The organism is Paractinoplanes deccanensis, assembly GCF_016862115.1.
In the GTDB taxonomy this organism is placed as follows: Bacteria; Actinomycetota; Actinomycetes; order Mycobacteriales; family Micromonosporaceae; genus Actinoplanes; species Actinoplanes deccanensis.
The window spans coordinates 173,642-199,805 of the sequence record NZ_BOMI01000002.1; the positions used below are offsets into that span (position 1 = coordinate 173,642).

The following is a 26,164-nucleotide window of genomic DNA, read 5'->3' on the forward strand; positions in this document are numbered from 1 at the left end:
CCACCGGCATGCGCATCGGAAACACGGAGGTCCGGTTCCTCGGCGGCCCGCTCGGCTGCCTCGGCATGATCCTCTTCTCGGTCCTGGCGTCGGTGGTGCTGACGATCCTGCTCAACGTGCTGCTCTAGGCGGCTACGCCGTGGCCACCTTCTGCGGGCTGATCCAGTGGGTCAGGTTCTCGGGGCGGTCCGCCTTGCCGTAATACCAGCCCTGGATCAGGTCGCAGCCCTGGCCGTGCAGCCAGTCGCGCTGGTCCTGCGTCTCGACGCCCTCGGCGACCACGCGGTGGCCCATGGCGTGGGTCATGGCGAGGACGGCACGCACGATCGGCTCGTCCGGGCCGTCGGCGCCGATCCGCGAGATGAACGAGCGGTCGATCTTCACGATGCCGACCGGGAGCCGGTGCAGGTAGCTGAGCGACGAATAGCCCGTGCCGAAGTCGTCGATGCAGAGGGTCACGCCCAGCGCATCCAGGGCGTTGAGGGTGATCAGCGCGGTCTCGATGTCCGCCATGACGCCGGACTCGGTGATCTCGAGCCACAGGCAGGACGGGTCCAGGCCGGTGTCGCGCAGCAGCTGGTCGACGATGGTGACCAGGTTGCCGTCGCGCAGCTGGCGGACCGCGACGTTGACCGAGACGTGCAGCGGGCGGGCGCCGGGGCCGCGCTCGGCACGCCACTCCAGCAGCTGCCGCACCGACTCGCGGAGCAGCCAGGCGCCCATCTCCACGATCATGCCGGTCTCCTCGGCGATCGGGATGAACTCGTCGGGGCGCACGAAGCCCAGCTCGGCGGAGTTCCAGCGCATCAGCGCCTCGAAGCCGTCGAGCTCGCCGGTGCGCACGTCGACGATCGGCTGGAAGTGGACGGCGAGCTCGCCACGACGGGCGGCGCCGCGCAGCGCCTGCTCCAGCTTGACCCGGTCGCGGATCTGCTCGCGCAGCGACGTGTCGAAGAGCGCCACGGCGTTGCGGCCGGAGCCCTTGGCCTTGTACATCGCGGTGTCCGCGTCGCGGATCAATTCCAGGGCGTGGGCTCCGCCGTACGACTTGGCCACGCCGATCGACGCCGAGAGCGTCACGTCGCCGACCGAGAGGCGGAACGGGCGGGCCAGCTCGACCAGCAGGCGCTCGGCGAGCGAGTCGGCCAGGCGCAGGTGGGACGGGCTGGCCAGGGCGACCACGAACTCGTCGCCGCCGATGCGGGCCACGATGTCCTGGGTGCGGACCTGGCCGCCGAGCCGGGCGGCCACCTCGCAGAGCAGCTCGTCGCCGACCCGGTGCCCCCAGTGATCGTTGATCATCTTGAAGCGGTCGAGGTCGATGAAGAGCAGGCTGATCTCCAGCCCCTCCTCCTCGGCGCGGCCGGCCCAGCCCGCCACGGTCTCGGCCAGCAGCTCGCGGTTGGGCAGGTCGGTGAGGGCGTCATGGGTGGCGCGGCGGCGGCTGGCCCGCTCGGCGCGCACGCGCGAGTTGTTGGAGCGCACCACGCGCACGAGCACCGCCACGACGACGAGCGCGCAGAGCAGGGCGCGGACGAGGTTGTTGCCGAGGCTGCCCAGCGGCATGAGGGTCGCGACCACCGTCGGCACGACCATCACGGTGGCGATCACGGCGAGCCGCACCCGGCCGAGGTCGCGCACCACGATGTTCTGGGGCTGGGTCAGCGTGCGCATGGAGGGGTGCACCGCGGCGGCGGGAAGCGCCACGAACATCACGGCGAAGAGCACGTCCACCACGTGCTGTGAAACCGAGATCATCTCGGCGTCGCGGAGCGTGAAGAGCAGGTCGCCGACGAACATGGCGGTGGACGCGACCACGAGCAGCCAGAGCGCCGGCTGGCGGGCGCCGCCGGCGAGCAGCAGCTGGGCGACCAGGACCAGCAGCACCACGTCGATGATCGGGAAGAACGCGTCGAGCACCCGCATGACCGTCATGCCGGAGTCGTCGATCGCGGGCGCGATAACGAATGTCCAGGTCAGGAACGCGCCGGCGAGGCCGACCAGCAGCGCGTCGATCCGGGCCGGGTCGTCCTCGGCGGCCCGCCGGCGGCGCAGCATGCCGCTGTAGGCCCAGCCGAGGTAGAGGTACGCCGGCACGACGAACGCGTTGGGGATGAGCGCCATCGTGGTGGGCGGCGTGGCCATCGTGCTCGGCACCAGCGCCCGGATGACGGTGGCGATGACGAACAGGTACGCCGCGTAGCGGATGTGGCGCCACGGAGCGCGCTGGTCCTCGTCGGCGAGCAGGCGCTTCGGGCCGACGGCGAGGGCCGTCACGCCGAGCACCATGATCAGGACCATGGCCGCGCTCCGAGACCAGGCCAGGCCGGCGGCCAGGAGCACCAGCAGCGGAATGCAGAGCGCCAGGTGCAGGCGTGCGGCGCCGGTGCCGAGCGACTTGGTCATGGTTGTGCCATCGGCAGCGGAAGCCAGGTCTTGATGGGGTGTGACACGCCGACCTTTCGGACAATAGCCGCCGACGGCAGGGGGATTTGACCGACTTTTCCGGACGAACGCCGCAGCGAGCGGCAAGGTGTCTCGTGGCCGATGAACCAGCACCACAGGGGGACATGTGCACCGGAATCGGACGAAGACCCGGGCGGCTTCAGCGCTGCTCACGATAACCGCGGGCCTGACGATCCCGCAAAGCCACGCGAGCGCCGCCCCGGCGGCGGCGCCCGAGCTCCAGACAGTGAGCCTGCACGCGCCGGCCACCAGCCGCACACGGACCCAGCCTTTCAGCCTGATCGGCGCCACTTGGGCCGATCCGTCCGCCACCGTCGGCGGCACCGTGCGGATTCGCACCCGAGCGCTCGACACCGGCCGGTGGTCGGCGTGGCAGAGTTTGGAGGCCGACGGCAACACCCCGGGGGCGCGGCGGGGCTCGACGGACCCGCTCTGGGTGGGCCCGTCGAACGGCATCGAAGCCCAGATCGCAGGCGGCGACGCCCCGCTCCCCGCGGACTTGCGGCTGGACTTGGTGAACCCGGACGCGCATGCGGCTGCACTCAGTCAACGATCTTCCTTGCCCGATAAATCCGATAAGTCGGTTATCAGGGGGAGGGTAGGGCCGACGGACGGCGGGGCGGACCCAGCGGGACCCGCGGCGCGAAGTGCGCAGGGAGCGTCGGCCGGGCGGCTGCGCGGGGTGGCGCGGGCGGCGGCCGTCACTCTTCCGCCGCGCCCGGTGCCGCGGATGGTCTATCGGGCCGGGTGGGGCGCCAACGAAGCCATCGTGAAGGGAGAGCCCGAGTACACCGGGGTGATCCAGGAGTTCTTCGTGCATCACACGGCCACCGGCAACGGGTACAGCTGCTCACAGTCGGCCGCCGTCATCCGGGGGATCCAGGCCTATCACGTGCGCAGCCGCGGATGGGACGACATCGGGTACAACTTCCTCGTCGACCGGTGCGGGACGATCTTCGAGGGGCGGCGGGGCGGGGTCGCCCTGCCGGTGCTCGGGGCGCACACGATGGGCTTCAACACGGACGCCAGCGCCATCGCCGTGATCGGCACCTACGGCGGGTCCGGCGTCTCGGCCACCGTGCGGCGGGCGATCGGGACCGTCGCCGCGTACAAGCTCGGCGCCGCCGGCAATCCGCCCGCCGGGCGGGTCGTGCTGACCTCGGGCGGGAGCAACCGCTACCCCCAGGGCGCCAAGGTCGAGATGTGGCGGATCTCCGGCCACCGCGACGCCGGCCGCACCGACTGCCCCGGCGACGCGCTCTACGGGCAGCTTCCGGCGATCCGCGCGATCGCCGGCGGGGCACCGGCGGGGTTCCGGCTGCTGAGCATGGGGGCCGCGTGGCCGTACGGCGGAATGTGGTTCACCAAGGGCACGATCCGGCCCCGCTGGGACACGCGCACGGCGAGCGCGCTGATCAACCGCTTCGAGGTGTACGTGGACGGGGTGCTGGCGGCCGCCGCGCCGGGCACGCACCGGACGTTCTCGGTGACCGTGGGCCCCGGCAAGCACCTGGTGTCGATCCGCGCGCTGCACCTGTCGGGCCGGGTCGCCGGCATCAGCACCACGGTCGTGTCCGATGCGGTCGCGCCCGTCTACGACAAGGAGCCGGACCTGGTGCTGCGGCCGGGCACGGTCGGCGCCACCGTGCCCGTACGGCTCGACTGGAAGGTCACCGACCCGAACGGCCTGATCTACGTCGGCCTCACCAGGCCGGCCCGGACGAACCTGTTCACGACCACGACCAGCCGGGCCTTCGCGATCCGGCCGGGCGCGCCGGCCACGTACGCGATGATCGCCGGCGACCGGGCGCGCAACACCGTCAGCGCGTCGGTCACCCGCACCCCTGTCGTCCTGGCGGAGGCCGCGTCGCAGCGGACCGGGACGTGGCGACTGCTGAACAACCGCGCCTACCTGGGCGGAGCGGCGCTCGGCGCCGCGACGGCGGGCAGCAGCGCGAGCTGGACGCTGAGCGGCAGCTCGGTCGCGCTGATCTTCAGCCGGGGGCCGAACGCGGGCCGGGTGCGGATCTTCGTGGACGGCCAGGCGCAGGGCACCGTCGATCTGAAGTCGACCGGGCCGCTCAACCGGCAGGCCGTGTGGTCGCGCTGGTGGAACGACAGCGGCGAGCACACCGTGCGGGTCGAGGTCGAGGGCACGCCGGGGCGGCCCGGGGTGGCGATCGACGGTCTCGTGTACCTGAAGTGATAACTGACAGCAGATGTCAGGTATGGCGGGAAGGATCGCTGCCATGAGCGGATTCGCGACGTTGGCAATGATCAACCTGGACGCGGCCGACCCGGCCGGGCTCGCCAGGTTCTACTCCCAGGTGCTGGGCTGGAAGGTGCTGCACAGCCAGGACGAATACGCGATGATCGGCGACGGCTCGGCGAGCCTCGGCTTCGGCCTGGTGCCCGGCTACTCGGGTCCGGGCTGGCCCGACGAGAGCGCGCCGAAGCGGTTCCACCTCGATCTCTACGTCGAGGACCTGGACAAGGCCGAGGAGCAGGCGCTCGCCCTGGGCGCCACCAAGCCGGCCGAGCAGCCGCAGCCGGACCGCTGGCGGGTGCTGCTCGACCCGAGCGGCCAGCCGTTCGACATCTGCTTGAAGGGTTAGGAGCGGTGATCACGGGCCTGGGTGACCAGGCCCGTGATCATCCAGTCGGCGACCCGCTCGAACGTGAGCTCGCGCCCCCTGCCGTCGGCGAGGGCGGCAGCCAGATGCGGGAAGTCGCCGCTCGCCACGGCCTCGCCGATCAGCGCGACCTGCTCGTCCGACGGGGCGGCGCCGGCCAGCTCGGACGTCACGTAGGACGCCACGAAGCCGGTCACCAGCGCGATCAGCTCGAGCCGCGTCGGGCCGTCGAGCCCGGTGGGCGCGAGCGCGGCGAGCCCCCGTTCCAGATAGGCGAGGGTGTTGCGGCCGGTCAGCCGCCTGTTCGGCAGGGCCGACGGCAGCCACGGATGTGCCAACATGAGCGCCCGCTGCTCGCCCGCCACGGTCAGGAGATCGCGCCGCCACTCCCCCGTCAGGTCGGCGCGCGCGGCCGTCCCGCCGACCCGGTCCACCATCAGGTCGAGCAGAGAATCCCTGGTGGGGACGTACGTGTAGAGCGACATCGCCCCCGCGCCGATCTCCGTGGCGACCCGCCGCATGGTCACCGCGTCGAGCCCCTCCGCGTCGGCGACGGCGATCGCCGCGTCCACCACCTGATCGCGCGTGTGCGCCGGCGGCCTTCCGCGAGCCATCGATGCCTCCTAGTATTTCTAGTACGTTGTACGGGAAATGAGGGGTGACCGATGGACAGACTGCCACTGCTGCTCCGGCTCATGCGACGGCGTGCCCGCAACGGGCCGCCCCCGCGCTACGACGTCCGGCGCGAGCTCGCCCTCACCGTGCCGGGCGCGGACGGGAGCGCGCTGCTGACCGACCACTACGCGCCGGTGACCGACAAGCCGTGCCCCACTGTCATGCTGCGGGCGCCGTACATCCGGAGCGGGTTTCCGTGGGACTGGCTCTACGGGGTGCTCTTCGCCGAGCAGGGGTTCCATGTGCTGATGCAGAGCAGCCGCGGCACCGGCGGCTCGGGCGGCGCGTTCGACGCGTGGCGCAACGAGGGGCCCGACGGCCGGGCCACCGTCGCGTGGATCCGCGAGCAGGACTGGTTCACCGGCGAGCTTTACACGCTCGGGCCCAGCTACACCGCGTACACCCAAGCGGCCCTGGCCACGACGGACCCGCCGCCGGAGTGGCGCGGCGCCGTGATGCAGGTCGGCCACACCGATCCGCACGACTTCTTCTGGGCCGGTGGGGCCTTCGGGCTGGAACGGGCCCTCGTCGGCGGTCTCGCCCTGTTCGGGCAGACGTCGCTGACCATGGGCGCCCTGCTGCGCGGCATCGTGCGGCTGCGGCTCGGGCTGCGCAAGGCCACTCACGATCTGCCGCTCCTCGACGCCTATCCGCCGGCCTTCGGGGGACGGCGGCCGGCGTTCGAGGAGTGGCTCACCCATCCCGAGCCGGAGTGGTGGCGGGCGACCGCCGTCGCGGATCCGCCCGTGCCGACCAGCCTCTGCACCGGCTGGTGGGACCTCGTGCCCGGCCAGGTGATCGACCACTACACCCGGCTGCGCGACGCGGGCCGCGACGTCGACCTGCTGATCGGGCCGTGGACTCACACGTCGGCGCTGGAGCAAGGCTGGCACGAGGTCTTCGCCCAGGCTCTGCGCCGGCTTCGCGGCGAGCCCTCCCCCTATGCCGTACGCGTGCACGTCGGCGGCCGCGACGAATGGCGCGACCTGCCGGCCTGGCCGCCGCCCGGCCTCACCGAGGAGCGCCAGAAGATGATCGTCGAGGAGGCGCGCTTCCGGTACGACCCCGCCGACCCGACCCCCTCGATCGGCGGGGCGCTCCAGTCCACGACCCAGGGGCAGGTCGACAACGCGGAGCTGGAGAAGCGCGCCGACGTGCTGGTCTTCACCGGCGAGCCGCTGGCCGAGGAGCTGACCATGATGGGGCCGGTCCGGTGCGAGCTCGACGCGAGCACCACCGCGGCGAGCGGCGACCTCTTCGCCCGCGTCTGCGACGTCGACCCGGCCGGCCGGTCGGTCAACGTCTGCGACGGGCTGAGCCGGATCTCCGCCGACGGTCCGACGCTCGTCGACCTCGGGCACACCGCGCACGCGTGGCGGCCCGGCCACCGGCTGCGGCTGCTGGTGGCCGGCGGGGCGCATCCCCGGTACCTGCGCAACTACGGCACCGGGGAGCCACCGGCGACGGCGACGCGGATGGTCGCCACCGAGACCACCCTGCGCGCCGGGACGCTGATCTTCTACACCGAGCGCCGGTAGACCACGGCCTGCCACGGCTTCAGGGTCAGGCCGCCGTCCGCGGGCAGGCCGTCCTCGCCGGGAAGGTTGGACAGCACCAACGCGGCGTCCGACCAGCCGTCGATCTCCGCGGTCACCGGCTCGCCGGAGAAGTTGCCGACCACCAGGAGCTCGGTGCCGCCCAGCCGGCGCGTGTAGGCGTACAGCTGCTCATGGTGCGGCAGCAGCATGGTGAAGTCGCCGTCGACCACCGCCGGCTCGGTGTGCCGCAGCTCGATCAGCTTGCGGTAGTAGTGGTAGACCGAGTCGGGGTCGTCGTGCTGGGCCGCCGCGTTGATCTCGGGGTAGTTCGGGTTGACGGCCAGCCACGGCGTGCCGATGGTGAAGCCCGCGTGGTCCGACGAGTCCCACTGCATGGGGGTACGGGCGTTGTCCCGCCCCCGGGCGCGCAGCACGGTGAGCACCTCCTCGGGGCTGCGGCCCTCCCGGTCGACCGCCTGGGCGTAGTGCCCGAGCGCCTCGATGTCGCGGAAGTCGGCGATCGACCGGAACGGGAAGTTCGTCATGCCGAGCTCTTCGCCCTGGTAGACGTACGGTGTGCCGCGCTGGAGGTGGAGCACCGTGCCGAGCATCTTCGCCGAGGCGACCCGGTGCTCGGGGCTGTCGTCGCCGTAGCGCGAGACGGCACGCGGCTGGTCGTGGTTGTTCCAGTAGAGGCTGTTCCAGCCGGCCTCGGCGAGCCCGGTCTGCCACCGGTTGAAGATGGCCTTGAGCTTGGTGAGCTGCATCGGCACGAGCAGCCACGGGTCGTCGCCGCGGTCGGCCCAGACGTGGTCGAACTGGAAGACCATGTCGACCTCGTGCCGGTCGGGGTCGGTGAACAGCTTCGCCTCCTCGACCGTCACGCCGGGCATCTCGCCGACGGTCAGCATCGCGTCGCGGCCGGCGAAGACCTTCGCGTGCATCTCCTGGAGGAACTCGTGGATGCGCGGGCCGTTGATGAAGCTCGGGGCGCCGTCGCCGTACGAGGAGCCGGGCTGGACGCGGCCGTCCGGCAGGGACGTGTCCTTGGAGATCATGTTGATGACGTCCATCCGGAAGCCGTCGACGCCCCGGTCGAGCCACCAGTTCATCATCTCGTAGACGGCCTCGCGGACCTCCGGGTTCTCCCAGTTGAGGTCGGGCTGCTTGCGGGAGAACAGGTGCAGGTAGTACTCGCCGGTCTTCTCGTCGTACTCCCAGGCGGGGCCGCCGAAGGCCGATCCCCAGTTGGTCGGCTCGGCGCCGGGCGTGCCGGGCTCCATGCCCTCGCGGGCCGGCCGCCACCAGTACCAGTCGCGCTTGGGGTTGGTCTTGTCCGAGCGGCTCTCGGCGAACCACGGGTGCTCGTCGGAGCTGTGGTTCACGACCAGGTCCATGATGAGCTTCATGCCGCGCGCGTGCGTGCCCGCGAGCAGCTCGTCGAAGATCTCCAGGGTGCCGAAGATCGGCTCGATGTCCTGGTAGTCGCTGATGTCGTAGCCGTTGTCGTCCTGCGGCGACGGATAGATCGGCGAGAGCCAGAGCACGTCGACGCCGAGCCCGGCGAGATGGTCCAGGTGATCGATGACGCCGCGCAGGTCGCCCATGCCGTCGCCGTCGGCGTCAGCGAAGCTGCGCGGGTAGATCTGGTAAACGACCGCGCTCTTCCACCAGAGATCCGTCATGCGTGTTGTCTAACACGAGAACACCGGTTCAAACCGCTGGGCATACTAAGCACGTGTTAACTACCGTAAAGTGGCTTTTGTCGTGAAGGTCGCCATGCTGGGCCCGATCGCCTGGCGTACGCCGCCCCGGCATTACGGCCCGTGGGAGCTCGTCACCAGCCTGATCACCGAGGGCCTGGCCGCCCGCGGCGTCGACGTGACGCTCTTCGCCACCCTCGACTCGATCACCAAGGCCACGCTGGACGGCGTCGCCCCGGCCGGCTACGAGGAGAACGACGAGATCGACGGCCGCGTCTGGGAGGCGCTGCACGTCGGGCACGCGCTGGCGCGCTCGGGCGAGTTCGACATCGTGCACAATCACCTCGACTGGCTGCCGCTCGCCTTCTCGCGGCTGTGCGCGGCCCCGATGGTCACCACCATCCACGGCTTCTCCGGCGCGAACATCCTGCCCGCGTACCGGCGGGCCCGCTCGCACTTCGTCTCGATCTCGGACAGCGACCGCTCCCCCGACCTCGACTACCTCGCCACCGTGCACCACGGCATCGACCTCGACGGGCTGCCGGTGCACCTCTCCGGCGGCGAGGACCTGATCCTGTTCGGCCGCATCCATCCGGACAAGGGCACCGACCTCGCCATCGAGATCGCCCGGCGGGCGGGCCGGCGGCTCGTCATGTGCGGCATCGTGCAGGACCGGGGCTTCTTCGAGGAACTGATCGAACCGCGGATCGACGGCGACCGGGTCGTCTATCTGGGCTCGGTCGGGCCCGACGAGCGCGGCACGATTCTCGGGTCGGGGCTCGCGCTGCTGCACCCGATCCGGTTCGCCGAGCCGTTCGGCCTCTCGGTCGTGGAGTCGATGGCGTGCGGGACGCCCGTCGTCGCGTACCGGAAAGGCTCCATGCCGGAAGTGGTCGACGAGGGCGTCACCGGGCGGCTGGTCACGGACGTCGACGAGGCGGTCGCCGCGGTCGAGCGCATCGGCGAGCTGGACCGCGCGGCGTGCGCGCGGCGTGCCCGCGAGCGGTTCTCCGCGGACCGGATGGTCGAGGACTACCTGACCATTTACCGAAAAATCGTCAGTTGAATGGGTCGTTCTTGTTAACGTCGCAATGTGAATTGCACGTTTAACCGGTGTATTTCCTGAACCGTGCTGCGGGGAGGCAGCCGCGGATCGAGAAAGGCCTGTCATGCCCGCGAAGTTCGGTTTCTTGAGCACCTACCCGCCAACCCAATGCGGTTTGGCGACCTTCAATGCCGCTTTGGCCACTCACCTGAACACCGGCGGCGCCTCCGGGGTCGTGCGCCTGCTCGCCGGCGACAGCGTCAGCGGCGGCATCGAGCTCGACCGCGGCGCGCCGCGCGTCGTGCACACGTGGCACACCGACAACCGGGGCGGGTGGCAGGCCGCCGCGAACGCGCTCAACCGCTTCGACGTGGCGATCATCCAGCACGAGTACGGGATCTACCCCGGCGACGCCGGCGACGAGGTGCTGCCGCTGCTGCGCGCCCTGCGGATCCCGTCGATCATCGTGCTGCACACCGTGCTCAGCAATCCCGACCCGCTCCAGCGCCGGGTGCTGGAGCGGATCGGCGCCACCGCGGACGCGCTGGTGACCATGACCGACACCGCGCGGCAGCGCCTCTCCGGCGGCTACGAGGTGGACCCGCGCAAGATCTCGGTGATCCCGCACGGCGCCGGCAGCCGCGCCGGCGCGCCGCGCGAGGACCACGACCGGCCCCACCTGCTGACCTGGGGGCTGCTCGGGCCCGGCAAGGGCATCGAGTGGGCGATCCGCGCGCTCGCGCTGCTGGGCGACCTCGACCCCAAGCCGCTCTACACGGTCGCCGGGCGCACCCACCCCAAGGTGCTGGAGCAGTTCGGCGACGTCTACCGCGACTCGCTCGAGCAGCTCGCCGCGAGCCTCGGCGTCAGCGACCAGGTGCGCTGGGCCGACGCGTACTTCGAGGAGGACGAGCTGACCCGGCTGATCCGCTCGGCCGACGTGGTGGTGCTCCCGTACGACTCCACCGAGCAGGTCACCTCGGGTGTGCTGATCGAGGCCGTCGGCGCGGAGGTGCCGGTGGTGGCGACCGAGTTCCCGCACGCGGTCGAGCTGCTCGCCGACGGCCCGGGGCTGCTCGTGCCCCACCAGGACCCGGAGGCGATGGCCGCGGCCGTGCGGCGGGTGCTCGCCGAGCCGCGGATGCCGATCACCGGCCTGGCCGGCGGCCCGACGCTGCGCTGGCCCGCGGTCGCCGCCCGCTACCAGGCCCTGGCGTCCCGCCTGCTCGCCGCCCGCGCGCCGCTGGCCGCCTCCGCCGTACCCGCCTGACCTGCCCTTTCCCCTGATCAGGAGCACCACATGACGATCGGGCTCCGGCTCGTGCCGCCGCCGATCCAGCTCGCCGACGCGCCCCCACCCGACTGGAGTCACGTCGCCCGCCTCTCCGACGACACCGGCCTGCTCGAGCACGCTCGCAACGCCATCGTGCGCCGCGAGCACGGCTATTGCGTCGACGACGTGTCCCGCGGCCTCCTGCTGATCAGCCGGGAGCCGCGGCCGAGCGCCCAGCTGGTCGGGCTCGCCGAGCGCTACCTGGCGTTCCTCACGCACGCCCAGGGCCCGGACGGCGGGTTCCGCAACCGCATGTCGTACGACCGGCGCTGGACCGACGAGCCGTCGACCGGCGACTGGTGGGGCCGCGCGATGTGGGGCCTGGGCACCGCGGCGGCGCGTTCCACAGTGCCGTGGATCCGCCGGGAGGCCCTGAACGCCTTCCGCCTCGGGGTGCGCCAGCGCTCGTCGTGGCCACGCGCCATGGCGTACGCCGGGCTCGGCGCCGCCGAGGTGCTGCGCGCCGACCCGCGCGCCACCGAAGCGGCCGGCCTGCTCGCCGACGCCGCCACGGTGATCGGCCTGCCCTCCACGGCCTCGCCGGACTGGGTCTGGCCGGAGCCCGAGCTGACCTACGCCAACCCCGCGCTCGCCGAGGTGCTGATCGCGGCCGGCGACCTGCTCGGCGACGAGCCGCTGCTGCGCGCCGGGCTCAAGATGCTCGCCTGGCTCTGCCGCGAGCAGGACCACGACGGCCACCTGTCCACCGTGCCGGTCGGCGGGTGGCGCCCCGGCGTGCCGAAGCACCGCTTCGACCAGCAGCCGATCGAGGCCGCCGCGACCGCTGACGCCTGCGCGACGGCCTCGGCGGTCACCGGCGACGACCGCTGGGACGAGCAGGTCTTCCGGGCGATCGCGTGGTTCCTCGGGGACAACGACGCGCAAACCGTCATGTACGACCCCCTAACCGGCGGATGTTATGACGGATTGAAGGCGGAAGGTCCTAATGTGAACCAAGGAGCCGAATCAACCCTCGCGCTTATCTCGACGTTGCAGCATGCCCGCGTGCTGGCAAGCCGGAGCGCGACCCGACCGTCAGGCGGCCTAGCATGACCGCAGTCATGAATGCCCAGTCCTCGATCACGCGCCACGACATCGTCATGGAGCCGGACGGCCGGCGCGTCGTGATCAAGTTGTTCGTGCCCGGCGAGGAGACCCAGGGCGTCAAGAACCGCACGCAGATGCTGATCGAGCGCATCCTTCAGCTCGACGAGGCCGAGATCGCCCGGCTGCTCGACGACGTGCTGACCCGCTTCGCCGGCCGCCACCACGACCTGCTCGGCGTCTTCCAGCACCACTACGAGCTGGTGCAGCACCGCGTGCCCAACGGGCTCGACCTCTCCCCCACGGCCCGCTCGCTGATCGGCGCGTACTTCAGCCACGAGTTCGCGGTCGAGGCGGCGGCCCTGTGCAACCCGTCGATGGTGCCGCACCCCGACCAGACGGGGCTCGACCCGGGCGAGCTGCGCGTCGCGATCAGCCTGCGGCAGATCGGCGAGGGCCACATCTCGTCGGTCGGCTTCTGCTCGGCGGTCCTCGGCCCCGGCGACAGCATCCGGATGGAGGACCGCGACGGCCCCCTCATGATCGGCCAGCGGGTCGGCGCCCAGCACTGGAAGAACCAGCTCGAGGCGGCGCTCATCGACTGCGGCATCGACAACGAGGCGTCGGCGTACGTCGTGTCGGCCCTGCCCGACCGCTACACCGATCAGGACTTCGAGGACGTCATCGGGCACGTCCCCGGCGAGCTGCTCGCCCGGCCCACCTCGCAGGAGACAATCGACCAGATCCGGCACATCGTCGCCGACGAGTACGCGGTGCAGTTCCCCTGCGCGGTGCCGCTGCACCAGCGGGTGCTGTGGCCGGCGACGCACGCCGAGAGCAACGGCATGGAGGACGCCCGCTTCGTGCAGGTGCTCGACCCCGACGGCCGGCACATCTACCAGGGCACCTACACCGCGTACGACGGCAAGCACATCTCCGGGCGGGTGATCTTCTCGCGCGACCTGCGGCACTTCGAGGTGACCCGGCTGCACGGACCGGCCGCCCGCAACAAGGGCATGGCGCTGTTCCCGCGCTACATCAACGGCCGCAAGATGGCGCTGTGCCGCTCCGACGGCGAGACCCTGGGCCTGGCCGTGCGCGACAACCGGCACCGCTGGCAGCCCGCCGAGCCGCTGCTCGTGCCGCACCGCGGCTGGGACCTGATCCAGGTCGGTAACTGCGGCTCGCCGATCGAGACCGGCGAGGGCTGGCTGGTGCTGACCCACGGCGTCGGCCCGATGCGCCGCTACGCGATCGGTGCGATGCTGCTCGACCTGGAGAACCCGGCCCGGGTCATCGCTGACCTGCCCGAGGGCCTGCTCGACCCGGACGAGATCGAGCGCGAGGGCTACGTGCCGAACGTCGTCTACTCGTGCGGCGGCCTGATCCACGACGGCCGCTTCTGGCTGCCGTACGGCGCGAGCGACGTCCGCATCGGCTTCGCCAGCATGCCGGTGGAGCAGCTGCTCGCCCGCATGGTGCCCACCGGCTATTAGGGCCGTCAGGCGAACAGCACCTGCGACGACCGGGACGGGACGGCGTCGAGGGCCGCCGCGGTCGCCGCGTCGAACGTGATCTGGCCGGCCGCGAGGTTCGCCACCAGGTGGGCGACCTTCGACGTGCCGGGGATGAGCAGCACGTTCGGGGCGTGGTGGAGCAGCCACGCCAGCCCCACCTGGGAGGCGGTCACGCCGAGCGCCGTCGCGGCCGCGTGCACGGCCGGCTCGTCGGTCACCTTGGGCATGCCCGGAAAGTCGCCGCCGAGCGGGTAGAACGGCACGAAGCTGATGCCCTCGGCGAGGCAGAGCGCCAGCACGTCCTCGTCGTCGCGGGCGACCAGGCTGTACGCGTTCTGCACGCAGGCGATGCCGGCGGGCAGCGCGCGCCGCACCACGTCGAGCGTGACGGCACTGAGCCCGATCGCGCCGATCTTGCCCTCGTCGCGCAGCGCGGTCAGCACGGCCAGCTGGTCGTCGAGGTCGACCACCTGGTCACCGGAGGCCCGCACGCCGGGCCCGCCGTCGGTGCGCCGCAGGTTGACCAGCGCGAGCCGCTCGGTCCCGAGGCTGCGCAGGTTGTGCTCGACGTCGGCCCGCAGCTCCTCCGGCCGCTGCGCGAGCCGCAACGGAAAGCGCCCGCCGGTGACCGGCGTCGCGCCGACCTTGGTCGCCACGAGCACGTCCTCCCCGGGCCGCAGTGCCTCCCGGATGACCTCGTTGGCGAAGCCGTGGCCGTAGAACTGCGCGGTGTCCAGATGGTCGACGCCGAGCTCGACGGCCCGGCGCACGAGCGCGACGGCCGCGGCCCGATCGTCCCGGAGCTTGTCGAGCTGCGCGGCCCCGTACCCGATGCGGTTGACCTTCATGATGCCTCCTCGCGAGCCACTGTTGTAATATCAACAGTATGGGCGACAATGTTGAAATGTCAACACCGGCGGACGCGGGCGTGCGGCTTTGGCTGCTCTGGAAGCAGGTCAGCGAGCTGGTCCGCGCCTCCGTGGTCGCCGACGTGATCGAGAGCAGCGACCTCTCCGAACCGGAGATGACGGTGCTGGTCCACCTCAACGGGTCGGGCGGGACGGCACGGCAGAACGCGCTCGCCGCGTCGACCGGCTGGGACCGGACCCGCCTGTCGCACCTGCTGACCCGCATGGAGTCGCGCGGCTATCTCTCCCGGGCCCGCCTGCGCAACGGCGTCGAGGTGACCCTCGAGGCGGCCGGCGCCGAGGTCATCGCGCGGACCGAGCCGCCCCTCGCCGCGGCCGTGGAGCGCCACCTCACCGGGCGGCTGAGCGCCGCGCAACAGCAAGCCCTGCGCGACATCCTCGAGACGCTCAGGTCCTAGTCGCGCGCGTCGTGCACCAGCAGGGCTATCTGGACGCGGTTGGTGCACGACAGCTTCGAGAAGATGCGCGACACGTACGCCTTGACGGTGGCCGTGCTCATCAGCAGCTCGGCGGCGATCTCCTGGTTGGTGCGGCCCTCGGCGACCAGGCGCGCCACGTCGGTCTCGCCGGGGCTGAGCCGGGCCAGCAGCTCGCGGGCGCGGTCGCGGCGCGGGTCGGCGGGGGCGCCGGCGACCAGGCCGATCATCGTGCGCAGCACCTCGGGGGACATCATCGGCTCGCCGGCGGCGACCCGGCGCACCGCCTCGGCGATCTCGCGGGGCGGGGTGTGCTTGAGCAGGAAGCCGCCGGCGCCGGCGCGCAGCGCGCGCAGCACGTGGTCGTCGGTGTCGAACGTGGTCAGCACGATCACCTCGGGGGCGTCGCGGCGCTTGCGCAGCGTCTCGGTGGCGGTGAGGCCGTCGATGCCGGGCATGCGGATGTCCATCAGCACGACGTCGGGCCGGTGGGTGTTGACGGCGGCCGCGACCTCCGTGCCGTCGGCGACCGCGCCCGCCACCTCGATGTCGTCGAAGGCGGCCAGCATCATGGTCAGCCCGGCCCGCACGAGCGCGTCGTCGTCGACGAGCAGGACGCGGATCACGTCGCCCACGGCAGCCACGCCTTGAGGTGGAACTCGCCGGACGGCGTCGGGCCGTGCTCGAGCCGGCCGCCCACGAGCTGCACGCGCTCGCGCAGGCCGGTCAGGCCCGCTCCGGCGCCCGGCAGCCGGCTGGTGCTCGCCGCGAGCGCGTTGCCCACCTCCACGGTGAGGCCCGGCTCCGCCGTACGGCTGATCTTGATCTTGATGGGTGCTCCCGGCGCGTGTTTGCGGGCGTTGGTCAAAGCCTCCTGCACGATGCGGTACGCGTTGCGCCCCACCTGTTCGGGCACGCCGTCGCCGCCGTCGAAGGCCAGGCCCACCTCGGCGCCCGCCTCGCGGGACTGCTCGACCAGCGCCGGCACGTCGCCCAGGGTCGGCTGCGGCTTGTCCTCGCCCGGCGTCCGCAGCATGCCGATCACCGTACGCAGGTCCTCCAGCGCGTCGTGCGCCGACTGCCGGATGGTCCCGGCCGCCTTCTGCTCCTCGGGCGACGCCTCCCGGCGTACCTCCAAAGCCCCCGCATGGACGGCGAGCAGGGAGATGCGATGGGCCAGGACGTCGTGCATCTCGCGGGCGATGCGCTCGCGCTCGGCAAGCCGGGCCTGCTCGACGCGGAGCCGCTGGCCCTCCTCGGCCTGCCGGGCGCGCTCGGCCCACGAGTCGACCAGCTGGCGGTGGGACCGGATCAGCATGCCGATCGCCACCACGCTCACCTGGAGCAGCACGAGGAAGGTGGCGCCCTCGTAGAACGGCCGGGTGAAGCCCAGGGCCACCGCGTAGACGACGGTGGCGAGGCTCGCGTGCAGCGCGGCGAGAGCGATCGCGACACGGCCGCGGCGGTGCAGCGCGACGGAGAAGAGCGCCACCGGCAGGGCGCCCATCGGCATGGCGAACAAGATGCCGAACGGGAGCAGCACCAGCATGAGCGCGACGGGGTGGCTGCGCCGGAACAGGACCAGCCCGGCGGTGGAGAGGACACCGGTCGCCACCTCCAGGCCGACCGGGGCGCCGTCGCCCTCGCCGACCGAGTTGGCCATGAGGAACAGGCCGAGCGCGACCGCGACGACGGCCGGGGCCAGATCCGGGAGCCAGCGGCGCATCACGCCGTCGACGCTACCGGCGGTTCGCGGCGCGAGGCAGTCGACTTTGGTCTACGTCGCATCGCCCTCGGTCGGTATCGGGGCGGCGTCCCGCGCCCGCAGACTCGGTGCCGTGCTGGATCGGACGACGACCGTGCCCACCCCGTGGTGGATCCGGGTGCTGGTGTGGATCGGCGCCCCCGCGGTGGGCACCGGGGTGGCGATGCTGCTGGTGCTGCTCGGCGGGGTCGAGTGGCTGCCCGGGCCGTTCGGCCTCATCGAGGAGCTGCCCGACCTGGTGACCACGTACGTCACGCCCGCGCTCGGCGCCGTGCTCGGGCTCGTGCTGGCGGCCATGGTCGACGCGGAGTCGCTGACCGTGCGCGTGTCGACGACCGAGGTGGTGCTGACCCGGCCCGGGCACCGGCGGGCCGTGCCGCGCGGCGACGTGGCGGTGGCGTTCCCCGACCGCGACAAGCTGGTGCTGCTCGGGCGCACCGGCCGGGAGCTCGCCCGCGAGCCGTGCCACCTGTCGAAGCGGCGCCTGCGGGCCGCCTTCACCGAGAACGGCGTGCCGTGGGCCGACGAGGACCCGTACCTCAACTCCTATCGCCGCTGGGTGCCCGACCTGCCCGACCTGCCGCCCACGGCGAACGCGATCCTCGCCGAGCGGCAGAAGGCGCTGAAGGCCGGCGACGAGGACGAGCTGCGCGACCTGCGCGAGGAGCTGGGCCGCCTCGGGATCGTCGTGCGGGACGTGAAGAAGAAGCAGTACTGGCGGCACGCCAGCTAGACGGTGCCGGTCACCGCCCAGATCGTGAGCACCGCGAGGAAGTCGCCGCGGGCGCCGGCCTCCTCGACGTGCGAGAACCACTTCTCCCGGACGCCCGGCGCGGTCAGCCACGAGTCGGCCGGCACGCCCGGGTTGAGCATCGGCAGCACCACCGCGGCTGACGCGGGGCTCGGGAACAGGCACGTCACCGGGACCGCGCCGACGTCGCGCAGGCCCTTGCCGACGAGGCGGCGCCGCAGCGTGCGGCCCATGTCGGCCCGTCGTGGCGTGAGCCGGCCGTGCATGTCGTCGATGACCGTGCGGGCCAGCGCGGGCGGCACGCCGTCGAAGGCCAGCGACGTCCAGTCGGTGTCGATGAGGCAGACGCGGCCGCCGGGCCGGGTCACCCGGATCAGCTCGGCGATGGCGCCGTCGACGTCGTCGACGTGCTGGAGCACCCGCTCGCACCACACGCCGTCGACGCTGCCGGCCGGCAGGTCGATCGAGGCGATGTCGCCGGCGACGTAGCGCACGTCGCTGCCGTCGTGGCGCTCGACCGCGGCGGCGATGATCGCGGCCGACGAGTCGAGGGCGATCACCTCGCCACCGGTCTCGCGGGCCAGCATGCGCGCGACGTCGCCCGCGCCGCAGCCCGCGTCGAGCATGCGCCAGCCCTGCTCGGGACGCAGCGCCTCGAGGGCCATGCGGCGCACCCGGCGGATCTCCGGATGGCGGCCCATCTCCTCGAGCGCGGCGAGCAGCATCGCGGTCAGCTCGCGTGGCTGGCCGTCAAGGTCGGCCCAGGGGGTGCGCTCGATCTGCTTCATGCGGCAAATGTTGACGCAAGAAATGCTTCGCACCACGGCCCCGTCACTCATCCGACAGGAGGGAACACACAGAGTGCTCAGATCGTCGCGCTTCCCGTCGATGGGCGATCGGTGCGGATCCCTCGGGACAACCTGAAGCGCGCCCGGCTCGCGGCGGTCAGCGTCGGCTCGGCCGGGCTGCTGTCCCAGGTGTGCCCCAACTCGGCAACCCGGGGCGCTCCGAGGCCTACGTGCGGCTCGCGGCGGTCGCGATCGTCGCGCTTCTCGTCCTGATCATTCTGGCGTACGCCCGTGAGCGCTCCCCGTGGTGGACGGTGCCCCTCGTTCCGGCGCTGATCGCGGTCGGCGGCGCGGGGCTGCGGGACCCGCTCGGCGCGCTGGCCCTGGCGCTCGCGTCCACGGTCGCGCTCTCCCTCTACGGCTCGCGGACCCAGTGGGCGGCGCGGCTGCTCCTCGCGTCCGCCGCCTACCCCGCCGCGGTGGCCATCTCGCCCGACTCGCTGGGCCGGCACCTGTCCTGGCACGACGGCAATGTGCTCGCCCTCATCCCCCAGCTGCTGCTGATGGCGTTCCTGACCCGCGGCATCTACCGGGCCCTGCGCCGCCAGGAACGGGCCGCCGCCCGCGAGGCCCTGCTCGCCCAGGCCGGCTCCGCCATGCTCGGCGTCACCGACGTCGCCCGCATCCGCGAGACCGGCCGCCGCACCGCCGAGGCGCTGGTCGCCCTCCACCCCGGCGTCGCCCTGCTCGTCGTGCGCCGCGACTGCCGAGGACGGCACATCGCCAACCTGGCCGGCGTACCCGCCGGGTTGCGCGGCCGTCGCCTCGCCGAGCTCGACGACCTGAAGGCTCTGTTGCCAGGCTTGCGCACGTGGCACTTCCACGCGCTCTCCGCCGACGTCGAGGTGGCCGTCGCCGGCCGCCGCGCGGTGCCGCCGGAGGTGATGGACGCGTTCCGCACGCTGTCCCATCAGGTGATGCTCGCCGAGGGCGGCTGCCTCGCGCACGCCGAGCTGGAGCACATCGCCCACCACGACCACCTGACCCAGCTGCCGAACCGGGCGAAGTTCCTGCGCGCCGTCGGCGCCGCGCTGGCCGGCCCGGACCCGGTCGCCCTGCTCAACGTCGACCTCGACGACTTCAAGCAGGTCAACGACTCGTACGGGCACGCCGCCGGCGACGAGCTCCTGATGGAGATCGCGGCCCGCCTGGCCTCGGCCGCCGAGGGCCGGGGCCTGGCCGGGCGCTTCGGCGGCGACGAGTTCGCCCTGCTGCTCACCGACCCGGCGGAGGCCCCGGCGGTCGCCGCCCGGCTCTGCGAGCACCTGTCCCAGCCGGTACGGCTCACCGCGGCCACCGTGACCGTGGGCGCCAGCATCGGCGTGGCCGTCGCCGAGCCCGGCATCACCGCCAAGGAGCTGACCCGCCGCGCCGACCTGGCCATGTACGCCGCCAAGACGCTGGGCAAGAACCGCACCGAGACGTACTCGGCTTCGGCTTCGGGGGCGTCGCACCCGCTCGCCGCCTGAGTAAGCTGCATCGATGACCACCGACGCCGTTCTCGCCCGCATCGGTGAGGGCGTGGCCCTCAACCACCACCAGGGCCGGCGCGCCGACGCCCGCGACCTGTTCGCCGAGGTCTGGGCCGAGATCGGCGGCGAGGACGGCGACCCGCTGCACGTCTGCGTCCTCGCCCACTCGATGGCCGACGTGCAGGACGACGTCCGCGAGGAACTGCTCTGGGACGAGCGCGCCCTGGCCGCCGCCGACCGGCTGCCCGAGTCCCGGCTCGCCGAGTCCGGCGCCGGGCTGTCCGTGGCCGGCCTCTATCCGTCGCTGCACCTCAACCTCGCCGACTGCCACCGCAAGCTCGGCGACCTCGACCGCGCCCGCGAGCACCTCGACCGGGCGCGGGCGACGATCGGCGCGCTCGGTGACGACGACTACGGCCGGCTGATCAAGTCCGGGCTGGCGGAACTGGACCGGCAGCTCTCGCCCCAGGGGTAGCCGGACAGGCGGGTATGGCAGGCTTTTCGGCATGAGTGACGCGGTGCGGTTCGGGCTTGTCGGCTACGGCTCGGGTGGGCGGATCTTCCACGCCCCGTTGATCGCCTCCGCGGCGAACATCGAGTTCGTCGGCGTGGTCACCACGAACGAGGAGCGCCGCGCCGAGGTGGCGAAGCAGTACCCGCAGGCGACCGCGTTCGACTCGATCGCGGAGCTGGCGGCGGCGGGCGCCGAGGCCGTCACGATCTCGACGCCGGTGGCCACGCACGCGCAGCTGGCGCTCGAGGCGATCGCCCACGGTCTCAGCGTCGTCGTCGACAAGCCGTTCGCCATGGACGCCGACGCGGCGCGCGAGGTCGTGGCGGCCGCCAAGGACAAGGGCGTGCGGCTCAGCGTCTACCAGAACAGGCGCTGGGACTCGGACCTGCTGACCATCCGCCGGCTCATCGCCGACGGACAGCTCGGCCAGATCCGGCGCTTCGAGTCGCGCTTCGAACGGTGGCAGCCGCAGCGCAAGGTCGGCGCGGCCGGCGGCGGCACGCTCATGGACTTCGGCTCCCACCTGGTCGACCAGGCGCTGCTCCTGCACGGCCCGGCCGTGCGGGTGTACGCGGAGATGCGCGGCAGCGGCGAGTTCGACGACGACATGTTCGTGGCGCTGCACCACGTCAACGGCGTCGAATCGCACCTGTGGGGCAGCTGGCGGCAGGCCGCGCCCGGCCCTCGCTTCCGGGTCAGCGGCACGACGGCCACCTTCGTCACCGGCTTCGACGGCAGCATCGACGTGCAGGAGGAGCTGCTCAAGGGCGGCAAGTCCCCCGCCGACCTGGGCGACCGGTGGGGCGTCGAGAGCAGCCAGGGCAAGCTCTTCCGCGGCGACGAGGGCACCCCGGTGCCGACCGAGCGCGGCCGCTGGGACACGTACTATCCGGCCTTCGCGGCGGCGGTCCGCGGTGCGGGCCCGGTGCCGGTCGACCCGCAGGACGCCGTACGGACGATGACGGTCCTCGACGCGGCCCGGCGCAGCGCGCGCACGGGCGAGGCGATCCGCCTCTAGACCCGCCTCCTACACCCTGATGCCGCTCAGGGCGAAGCCGAGCACGCGCTCGCGCTGAGCGTCGTCCACGAACGTCGCTCCGGTGAGGCCGGCGATCATGCGCAGGACGTCGTCGAAGCTGGCGTCCGTGCGCACCTCGCCGGACGCCTGAGCGCGCTCGAACAGCGGCTCGCCCGCCGCGTACATGGTCGCTCGGCACGCCCGGAACATCTCGGAGTCGCGGTTGAGCGCCTCGACGACCGCGCGCTTCGTCGCCGCGTACCGCACGAACTGCTCGAGCCAGGCGCTCAGCGCCTGCCAGGGCGGCAGCGGCGAGACCCTCTCGGCGACCTGGTGCAGCTGGTTGATCTCGTCGACGTAGACGGCCTCGAACAGGTCCTGCCGCGTCGGGAAGTTGCGGTAGAGCGTGCCGATGCCCACGCCCGCGCGCCGCGCGATGTCCTCTAGCGACGCGTCGGTGCCGTGCTCGGCGAACGCCTCGCGGGCCGCGGCGAGCAGCGCGTCGAAGTTTCGCCGTGCGTCCGCGCGCTGTGGCCGGCGTACGGCGACGGGCACGTCAGTCATGGTGATCCTCCTCACGCCCTCCGGCCGTTGCGAACCGGAGGCATGCCTCCGCTAATGTGGAGGCATGCCTCGACTTTATCAGAGCAAGCCGCGAACGACCTTCGCGGTGCTGGCCGCCGCCGCGGCGGCCTTCTCGCTCATGCAGTCGCTGGTGACGCCGGTTCTGCCGACGATCCAGCAGGACCTGCACACGTCCACCGGCACGGTCACGTGGGTGCTCACCGCCTGGTTGCTGTCCGCGTCGGTCGCCACCCCGCTCATGGGCCGCATCGCCGACATGCTCGGCAAGGACCGCACGCTGCTGGTCGCGCTCGCCGCGATCGCCGTCGGCTGCCTGATCGCCGCGATCGCCCCCAACGTCACCGTCCTCATCGTGGCCCGCGTCCTGCAGGGCCTCGGCGGCGCCGTCTTCCCCGTCTCGTTCGGCATCATCCGCGACGAGTTCCCCGCCGAGCGCGTCTCGTCGGCCGTCGGCATCCTCGCCGCCGTCATCGCCACCGGCAGCGGCCTCGGCATCGTCCTGGCCGGCCCGATCGTCGGCGCGCTCGACTGGCGCTGGCTGTTCTGGATCCCGATGGCCGTCGTCACCGTGGTCGCCCTCGCGGCCTGGCGCCTGATCCCTGCCTCCCCGGTGCGCACCCCCGGCAAGGTCAACTGGCTCGCCGCGGCCCTGCTGTCGGCCTGGCTCGTCGCCCTGCTGCTGCCGCTGAGCAAGGCCACCGCGTGGGGCTGGACCTCCGGCCGCACGATCGGGCTGCTGACCGCCGCGGTCGTGCTCTTCGCCGCGTGGTTGCTTGCCGAGGTCCGCTCCGCGAACCCGCTGATCGACATGCGGATGATGCGGCTGCCCGCGGTCTGGACCACCAACCTGGTCGCCCTGCTCTTCGGCGCCGCGATGTTCGGCGTCTTCGCCTTCCTGCCCCAGCTCGTCCAGGTGCCCCGCGCGTCCGGCTACGGCTTCGGCGCCTCGGTCACCGAAGCCGGCCTGATCATGCTGCCGATGCTGGTGACGATGGCCGTCTTCGGCTCGCTGAGCGGCCCGCTGACCCGCTGGCTGAGCGGCAAGGCGCAGCTGTTGATCGGCGCCGGGCTGGGCACGCTCGCCTCGCTCTCCTTCGCCCTGGAGCACCACGACAAGGCGGCCATCGCGGTGGCCGGCGGCGTCTTCGGCGTGGGCCTCGGCCTCGTCTACTCCTCCATGATCAACCTGATCGTCCAGGCCGTCCCCCGCCACCAGACCGGCGCCGCGAGCGGCATGAACACCAACATCCGCACCATCGGCGCCTCCATCGGCACCGCTGTCGTCAGCTCGGTGATCACCGCCCACCCGGGGCCCGCCGGCCTGCCCGCCGAGTCCGGGTACACGATCTCCTTCCTGATCCTCGCCGCGCTCGGCGCCGCCGCCCTGCTGGTCCCCACGGCCCGCCGCGCGGCGGCCGAGGAGAAGCCCGAGCCGGAGGTGCTGCCCGAGCTCTCGCCCGTCGAAGTCTGACGCGTCTGACGCGTCTGACGGATCATGGTCGGGTTCGCCGGAACCCGGCCATGCTCGTGCAGTGGTGCGGTCGCGGGCCGGTTTTCGCGGGTGGAGCCACGTCGGTTGGCGTTCGCCTACGTGCGGGGGTTGCTGGCGCCGTTGGAACGGCGTAACGGGTGGACGATCGCTGAGCATGCCGGCCGGCGTTCACCGAACGCGGTGCAGGAGATGCTGTACAGCCCGTGCTGGGGTCCGGATTTGGTGCGTGACGACATCCGTGGCTATCTGGTGGAGCACCTCGGTGACCCCGAGGGTGTGCTGATCGCTGATGACACCGGGTTCGTGAAGAAGGGCGTGCGGTCGGCCGGGGTGCAGCGGCAGTACTCCGGCACGGCGGGCAAGGTCGAGAACTGCCAGATCGGCACGTTCCTGGCCTACGCCTCGCGCCGACGAGGCGTTCGGGCAGAACCCCGGCCTGCGGGACTGGCTTGAGGAGCGGGACATCGCGTATGTGATGGCCACCCGCAACAACGACGAGGTGGCGGCCGGGCTGCACACCGTCAGCCCGGTCAAGACCATGATCGAGGCCGTTCGAGCCGGGGCGTGGCGGCGGATGTCCTGCGGCGACGGCGCCCACGGCCCCCGCGTCTACGACTGGGCGTGGACCCCGATCCGCACCGAGTTCGCCCACGACCGCCGCGGTTGGGTCCTGGCCCACCGGTCGATCAGCACCGGCGAGATCGCCTACTACCGGTGCTTCGGCCGGCGCGGCACCCGGCTACGGGACCTGGTCCGGGTCGCCGGGACCCGGTGGGCGATCGAGGAGTCGTTTCAGACGGCGAAGAACGAGGTCGGCCTGGACCAGTACCAGGTTCGCCGTTACGACGCCTGGTATGCCCACATCACCCTGGCCATGGCCGCTGCGGCGTTCCTGGTCGTGACCCGCGCTACCGAGGCCGCAAAGGGGGCCTCGGAACAGGCGACGGCAAGCCCAACGACATCGGGTCGCAGTTACTAATGGCGCGGGTGGTAGAGATTGCGGCGCGGATGTCGTTGGGCGTCGGCCTCGGGCAGGTAAATGAACTCGGGGAGCCCATCGGCGCCGAGGCGGATACGCCAGCTCGTGTCGGGATGGTGGACCACACGGTGGTGGGTCCGGCAGAGCAAGACCAAGTTGTCCAAGCTGGTAGCCCCGCCGCTCGCCCAGGAAATGATGTGATGAGCGTCGGTCCAGCGGGGTGGACGGTCGCAGTCGGGGAAAGCGCAACCGCGGTCCCGCACATGCAGCGCACGGCGCAGGGCGCCGGTGGCGAGGCGGCGGGTGCGGCCGATGTCGAGGACCTGCCCGGCGCCGCCGAGCACGACGGGCAGGATCCGGGCGTCGCAGGCCATCCGCCGGGCCGTCTCGCCGGACAGCCTCTCGCCGGAGTCGGTGGTGGCGGCGCCGAGGGCTTGGGTGAGCGGGTCGTAGCCGATCGTGACCGCGACCTGGGCGGCTTCCCCACCGCTGTCGGGTAGGTCGCCGGAGCGCAGGGCGAGCCGGCACACGTCGACCAGGGCGTCCGCGCGCCGCTGAGCCGGACGGCGATCGTCACCCGCGACCGGGGCACACAACGGCTCGAGGGCGGCGCGCACCGTGGCGGCGTCTTCGACACTGAGGCGCCCGGACAACCGCACGATCCCGTCGCGCGGCATCGACCAGGTGAACTCGCGCGCCTGGTGAGCGCGAGCCTCCTGCCGGGCCAACGCGGCCGCCTCGGCACGCTCGGCCAGGTGCGGGGCGACGTGCGCGAGGATGCGCTGGCCGACGCGGCGCAACTGGTAGGCGGGCAGCCGCCCGGCCATCTCGATCAGCGTCGTCGTGGCCCGCTGGGTCACCTCCTCGACCTCGCCGGCGCTCACGTCGCCGAGCTCGGAGAGCCCGGACCGGACGCTGTCGACGACGTCCGCGATCGCCGCCGCCTGTCGCATGTCGGCGTGCCCGTCGAGCAGAGCCTGCTCGGCCGCGGGCTGCCGGCCCAGCGCGGCGGCGCGTTCGGTCAGGTCACGCGCCGGGCTCGGGTCGAGCAACAGGACGGTGCGCAGCCAGGCAGCGGTGCCGCGAGACCCGTGCCGGGCGGGCACACCGCGGGTCTCGGCCTGGCGCACCAGCCGGGCCTGCAGCGCCGAAGCGGCCTGCTCCAGCCGGTAGGCAGCCTGGAGACAGTCGGTCAGCTCATCGTCGGACAGCGGCCACACCGGCGACGCGGCGAGCTTCGCCGCATCGTCGCTCAGTTGCTGCACGTCCTCCAACACGCACCCATCTTCGAACACACGTACGACACTTTTCCCGAGTCGATCATGCCGCGAAGATCGACATTCATCATCTGCAAAGCCGGACCGCAGAGGGCGGCGATGACTGGGCTCGGCGCACGGTCCGGCTATCGGCCGGAGAGGTCGAGGAGTCCCGGCGCAACGCA

The 26,164-nt window shown here is 72.2% G+C and carries 22 protein-coding genes and 2 pseudogenes; 15 read left to right on the plus strand and 9 right to left on the minus strand.

The window, feature by feature from the left end; translation table 11 throughout:
• Positions 1–132 precede the first annotated feature (132 nt).
• Positions 133–2,406, minus strand: a complete 2,274-nt coding sequence (locus Ade02nite_RS00840; protein ID WP_203759500.1) for a putative bifunctional diguanylate cyclase/phosphodiesterase — start codon at positions 2,404–2,406, stop codon at positions 133–135.
• A 286-nt stretch (positions 2,407–2,692) separates the two neighbouring features.
• Between Ade02nite_RS00840 and Ade02nite_RS51060 the strand changes: the two are divergent.
• The 3 genes and pseudogenes from Ade02nite_RS51060 to Ade02nite_RS00850 form a co-directional block, all read left to right on the plus strand.
• Positions 2,693–2,926, plus strand: a pseudogene (locus tag Ade02nite_RS51060) (hypothetical protein); the annotation flags it as partial.
• 309 nt (positions 2,927–3,235) lie between these two features.
• Positions 3,236–4,672 carry an N-acetylmuramoyl-L-alanine amidase gene (locus Ade02nite_RS00845; RefSeq protein ID WP_239168415.1) on the plus strand — a complete coding sequence of 479 codons (1,437 nt, stop codon included), beginning with the start codon at positions 3,236–3,238 and terminating at the stop codon, positions 4,670–4,672.
• 43 nt (positions 4,673–4,715) lie between these two features.
• The gene (locus tag Ade02nite_RS00850; protein WP_203759504.1) at positions 4,716–5,081 is read left to right on the plus strand and encodes a VOC family protein; all 366 of its coding nucleotides are present in this window, start codon (positions 4,716–4,718) and stop codon (positions 5,079–5,081) included.
• On the opposite strand, the gene Ade02nite_RS00855 is transcribed toward Ade02nite_RS00850, so the two are convergent.
• The gene (locus Ade02nite_RS00855; RefSeq protein ID WP_203759506.1) at positions 5,078–5,713 is read right to left on the minus strand and encodes a TetR/AcrR family transcriptional regulator C-terminal domain-containing protein; all 636 of its coding nucleotides are present in this window, start codon (positions 5,711–5,713) and stop codon (positions 5,078–5,080) included. The two genes, Ade02nite_RS00850 and Ade02nite_RS00855, sit on opposite strands and share 4 nt — an antisense overlap.
• Positions 5,714–5,764: 51 nt before the next feature.
• Here Ade02nite_RS00855 and Ade02nite_RS00860 point away from each other — a divergent pair, with 51 nt between their 5' ends.
• Positions 5,765–7,312: a CocE/NonD family hydrolase gene (locus Ade02nite_RS00860; RefSeq protein WP_203759508.1), complete on the plus strand. Its 1,548-nt coding sequence runs from the start codon at positions 5,765–5,767 to the stop codon at positions 7,310–7,312.
• Here the strand turns inward: Ade02nite_RS00860 and Ade02nite_RS00865 are convergent.
• The gene (locus tag Ade02nite_RS00865; RefSeq protein ID WP_203759510.1) at positions 7,294–8,997 is read right to left on the minus strand and encodes a glycoside hydrolase family 13 protein; all 1,704 of its coding nucleotides are present in this window, start codon (positions 8,995–8,997) and stop codon (positions 7,294–7,296) included. The two genes, Ade02nite_RS00860 and Ade02nite_RS00865, sit on opposite strands and share 19 nt — an antisense overlap.
• 82 nt (positions 8,998–9,079) lie before the next feature.
• On the opposite strand from Ade02nite_RS00865, the gene Ade02nite_RS00870 reads away from it, so the two are divergent.
• The 4 genes from Ade02nite_RS00870 (at position 9,080) to Ade02nite_RS00885 (ending at position 13,933) form a co-directional block, all read left to right on the plus strand.
• Entirely contained in the window at positions 9,080–10,081 is a 1,002-nt protein-coding gene (locus tag Ade02nite_RS00870; RefSeq protein WP_203759558.1) for a glycosyltransferase family 4 protein, read from the plus strand.
• Positions 10,082–10,184: 103 nt separating this feature from the next.
• Complete coding sequence (locus Ade02nite_RS00875) at positions 10,185–11,330, plus strand: glycosyltransferase (protein WP_203759512.1); 1,146 nt, start codon at positions 10,185–10,187, stop codon at positions 11,328–11,330.
• A 30-nt stretch (positions 11,331–11,360) separates the two neighbouring features.
• Positions 11,361–12,446, plus strand: a complete 1,086-nt coding sequence (locus Ade02nite_RS00880) for a glycosyltransferase (RefSeq protein WP_203759514.1) — start codon at positions 11,361–11,363, stop codon at positions 12,444–12,446.
• A gap of 8 nt (positions 12,447–12,454) precedes the next feature.
• The gene (locus Ade02nite_RS00885) at positions 12,455–13,933 is read left to right on the plus strand and encodes a glycoside hydrolase family 130 protein (protein ID WP_239168416.1); all 1,479 of its coding nucleotides are present in this window, start codon (positions 12,455–12,457) and stop codon (positions 13,931–13,933) included.
• Between the two features lie 5 nt (positions 13,934–13,938).
• On the opposite strand, the gene Ade02nite_RS00890 is transcribed toward Ade02nite_RS00885, so the two are convergent.
• Positions 13,939–14,802, minus strand: coding sequence for an aldo/keto reductase (locus tag Ade02nite_RS00890; RefSeq protein WP_203759518.1), 864 nt, complete (start codon positions 14,800–14,802; stop codon positions 13,939–13,941).
• A 56-nt stretch (positions 14,803–14,858) separates the two neighbouring features.
• On the opposite strand from Ade02nite_RS00890, the gene Ade02nite_RS00895 reads away from it, so the two are divergent.
• A complete protein-coding gene (locus tag Ade02nite_RS00895; protein WP_203759520.1) occupies positions 14,859–15,281 on the plus strand; it encodes a MarR family winged helix-turn-helix transcriptional regulator in 423 nt (140 codons plus the stop codon).
• On the opposite strand, the gene Ade02nite_RS00900 is transcribed toward Ade02nite_RS00895, so the two are convergent.
• Both Ade02nite_RS00900 and Ade02nite_RS00905 read right to left on the minus strand, forming a co-directional pair.
• Complete coding sequence (locus tag Ade02nite_RS00900) at positions 15,278–15,943, minus strand: response regulator transcription factor (RefSeq protein WP_275409856.1); 666 nt, start codon at positions 15,941–15,943, stop codon at positions 15,278–15,280. The genes Ade02nite_RS00895 and Ade02nite_RS00900 overlap by 4 nt on opposite strands.
• On the minus strand, positions 15,922–17,025 hold the full coding sequence (locus tag Ade02nite_RS00905; RefSeq protein ID WP_239168422.1) for a sensor histidine kinase: 1,104 nt from the start codon (positions 17,023–17,025) through the stop codon (positions 15,922–15,924). Before Ade02nite_RS00905 ends, Ade02nite_RS00900 begins: the two co-directional genes overlap by 22 nt.
• 112 nt (positions 17,026–17,137) lie before the next feature.
• Here Ade02nite_RS00905 and Ade02nite_RS00910 point away from each other — a divergent pair, with 112 nt between their 5' ends.
• Complete coding sequence (locus Ade02nite_RS00910; protein WP_203759524.1) at positions 17,138–17,797, plus strand: YqeB family protein; 660 nt, start codon at positions 17,138–17,140, stop codon at positions 17,795–17,797.
• On the opposite strand, the gene Ade02nite_RS00915 is transcribed toward Ade02nite_RS00910, so the two are convergent.
• Positions 17,794–18,603, minus strand: coding sequence for a methyltransferase domain-containing protein (locus tag Ade02nite_RS00915; RefSeq protein WP_203759526.1), 810 nt, complete (start codon positions 18,601–18,603; stop codon positions 17,794–17,796). The two genes, Ade02nite_RS00910 and Ade02nite_RS00915, sit on opposite strands and share 4 nt — an antisense overlap.
• Positions 18,604–18,794: 191 nt before the next feature.
• Here Ade02nite_RS00915 and Ade02nite_RS00920 point away from each other — a divergent pair, with 191 nt between their 5' ends.
• From Ade02nite_RS00920 to Ade02nite_RS00930, 3 genes are read left to right on the plus strand one after another with little or no spacing between them, the layout of a single operon-like run.
• Positions 18,795–20,132, plus strand: coding sequence for a GGDEF domain-containing protein (locus Ade02nite_RS00920; protein ID WP_203759527.1), 1,338 nt, complete (start codon positions 18,795–18,797; stop codon positions 20,130–20,132).
• A gap of 13 nt (positions 20,133–20,145) precedes the next feature.
• Positions 20,146–20,610 carry a hypothetical protein gene (locus Ade02nite_RS00925; protein WP_203759528.1) on the plus strand — a complete coding sequence of 155 codons (465 nt, stop codon included), beginning with the start codon at positions 20,146–20,148 and terminating at the stop codon, positions 20,608–20,610.
• A gap of 31 nt (positions 20,611–20,641) precedes the next feature.
• Positions 20,642–21,667 carry a Gfo/Idh/MocA family protein gene (locus Ade02nite_RS00930; RefSeq protein ID WP_203759529.1) on the plus strand — a complete coding sequence of 342 codons (1,026 nt, stop codon included), beginning with the start codon at positions 20,642–20,644 and terminating at the stop codon, positions 21,665–21,667.
• 9 nt (positions 21,668–21,676) lie between these two features.
• On the opposite strand, the gene Ade02nite_RS00935 is transcribed toward Ade02nite_RS00930, so the two are convergent.
• Complete coding sequence (locus Ade02nite_RS00935; RefSeq protein WP_203759530.1) at positions 21,677–22,231, minus strand: TetR/AcrR family transcriptional regulator; 555 nt, start codon at positions 22,229–22,231, stop codon at positions 21,677–21,679.
• A gap of 64 nt (positions 22,232–22,295) precedes the next feature.
• Between Ade02nite_RS00935 and Ade02nite_RS00940 the strand changes: the two genes are divergently transcribed.
• Complete coding sequence (locus Ade02nite_RS00940; protein WP_203759531.1) at positions 22,296–23,723, plus strand: MFS transporter; 1,428 nt, start codon at positions 22,296–22,298, stop codon at positions 23,721–23,723.
• Between the two features lie 24 nt (positions 23,724–23,747).
• Positions 23,748–24,723, plus strand: a pseudogene (locus tag Ade02nite_RS00945) (IS701 family transposase).
• Here Ade02nite_RS00945 and Ade02nite_RS00950 read toward each other — a convergent pair.
• Entirely contained in the window at positions 24,720–26,000 is a 1,281-nt protein-coding gene (locus Ade02nite_RS00950; protein WP_203759532.1) for an HNH endonuclease signature motif containing protein, read from the minus strand. The pseudogene Ade02nite_RS00945 and the gene Ade02nite_RS00950 overlap by 4 nt on opposite strands.
• Between the last annotated feature and the right edge of the window lie 164 nt (positions 26,001–26,164).

Excerpts from the sequence above, each read along its gene's own strand:
- Ade02nite_RS00840 (WP_203759500.1), bottom strand. The coding sequence starts at position 2,406 with ATGACCAAGTCGCTCGGCACCGGCGCCGCACGCCTGCACCTGGCGCTC.
- Ade02nite_RS00850 (WP_203759504.1), top strand. The coding sequence starts at position 4,716 with ATGAGCGGATTCGCGACGTTGGCAATGATCAACCTGGACGCGGCCGAC.
- Ade02nite_RS00855 (WP_203759506.1), bottom strand. The coding sequence starts at position 5,713 with ATGGCTCGCGGAAGGCCGCCGGCGCACACGCGCGATCAGGTGGTGGAC.
- Ade02nite_RS00860 (WP_203759508.1), top strand. The coding sequence starts at position 5,765 with ATGGACAGACTGCCACTGCTGCTCCGGCTCATGCGACGGCGTGCCCGC.
- Ade02nite_RS00865 (WP_203759510.1), bottom strand. The coding sequence starts at position 8,997 with ATGACGGATCTCTGGTGGAAGAGCGCGGTCGTTTACCAGATCTACCCG.
- Ade02nite_RS00875 (WP_203759512.1), top strand. The coding sequence starts at position 10,185 with ATGCCCGCGAAGTTCGGTTTCTTGAGCACCTACCCGCCAACCCAATGC.
- Ade02nite_RS00880 (WP_203759514.1), top strand. The coding sequence starts at position 11,361 with ATGACGATCGGGCTCCGGCTCGTGCCGCCGCCGATCCAGCTCGCCGAC.
- Ade02nite_RS00885 (WP_239168416.1), top strand. The coding sequence starts at position 12,455 with ATGAATGCCCAGTCCTCGATCACGCGCCACGACATCGTCATGGAGCCG.
- Ade02nite_RS00890 (WP_203759518.1), bottom strand. The coding sequence starts at position 14,802 with ATGAAGGTCAACCGCATCGGGTACGGGGCCGCGCAGCTCGACAAGCTC.
- Ade02nite_RS00895 (WP_203759520.1), top strand. The coding sequence starts at position 14,859 with ATGTCAACACCGGCGGACGCGGGCGTGCGGCTTTGGCTGCTCTGGAAG.
- Ade02nite_RS00905 (WP_239168422.1), bottom strand. The coding sequence starts at position 17,025 with ATGCGCCGCTGGCTCCCGGATCTGGCCCCGGCCGTCGTCGCGGTCGCG.
- Ade02nite_RS00915 (WP_203759526.1), bottom strand. The coding sequence starts at position 18,603 with ATGAAGCAGATCGAGCGCACCCCCTGGGCCGACCTTGACGGCCAGCCA.
- Ade02nite_RS00925 (WP_203759528.1), top strand. The coding sequence starts at position 20,146 with ATGACCACCGACGCCGTTCTCGCCCGCATCGGTGAGGGCGTGGCCCTC.
- Ade02nite_RS00930 (WP_203759529.1), top strand. The coding sequence starts at position 20,642 with ATGAGTGACGCGGTGCGGTTCGGGCTTGTCGGCTACGGCTCGGGTGGG.
- Ade02nite_RS00935 (WP_203759530.1), bottom strand. The coding sequence starts at position 22,231 with ATGACTGACGTGCCCGTCGCCGTACGCCGGCCACAGCGCGCGGACGCA.
- Ade02nite_RS00940 (WP_203759531.1), top strand. The coding sequence starts at position 22,296 with ATGCCTCGACTTTATCAGAGCAAGCCGCGAACGACCTTCGCGGTGCTG.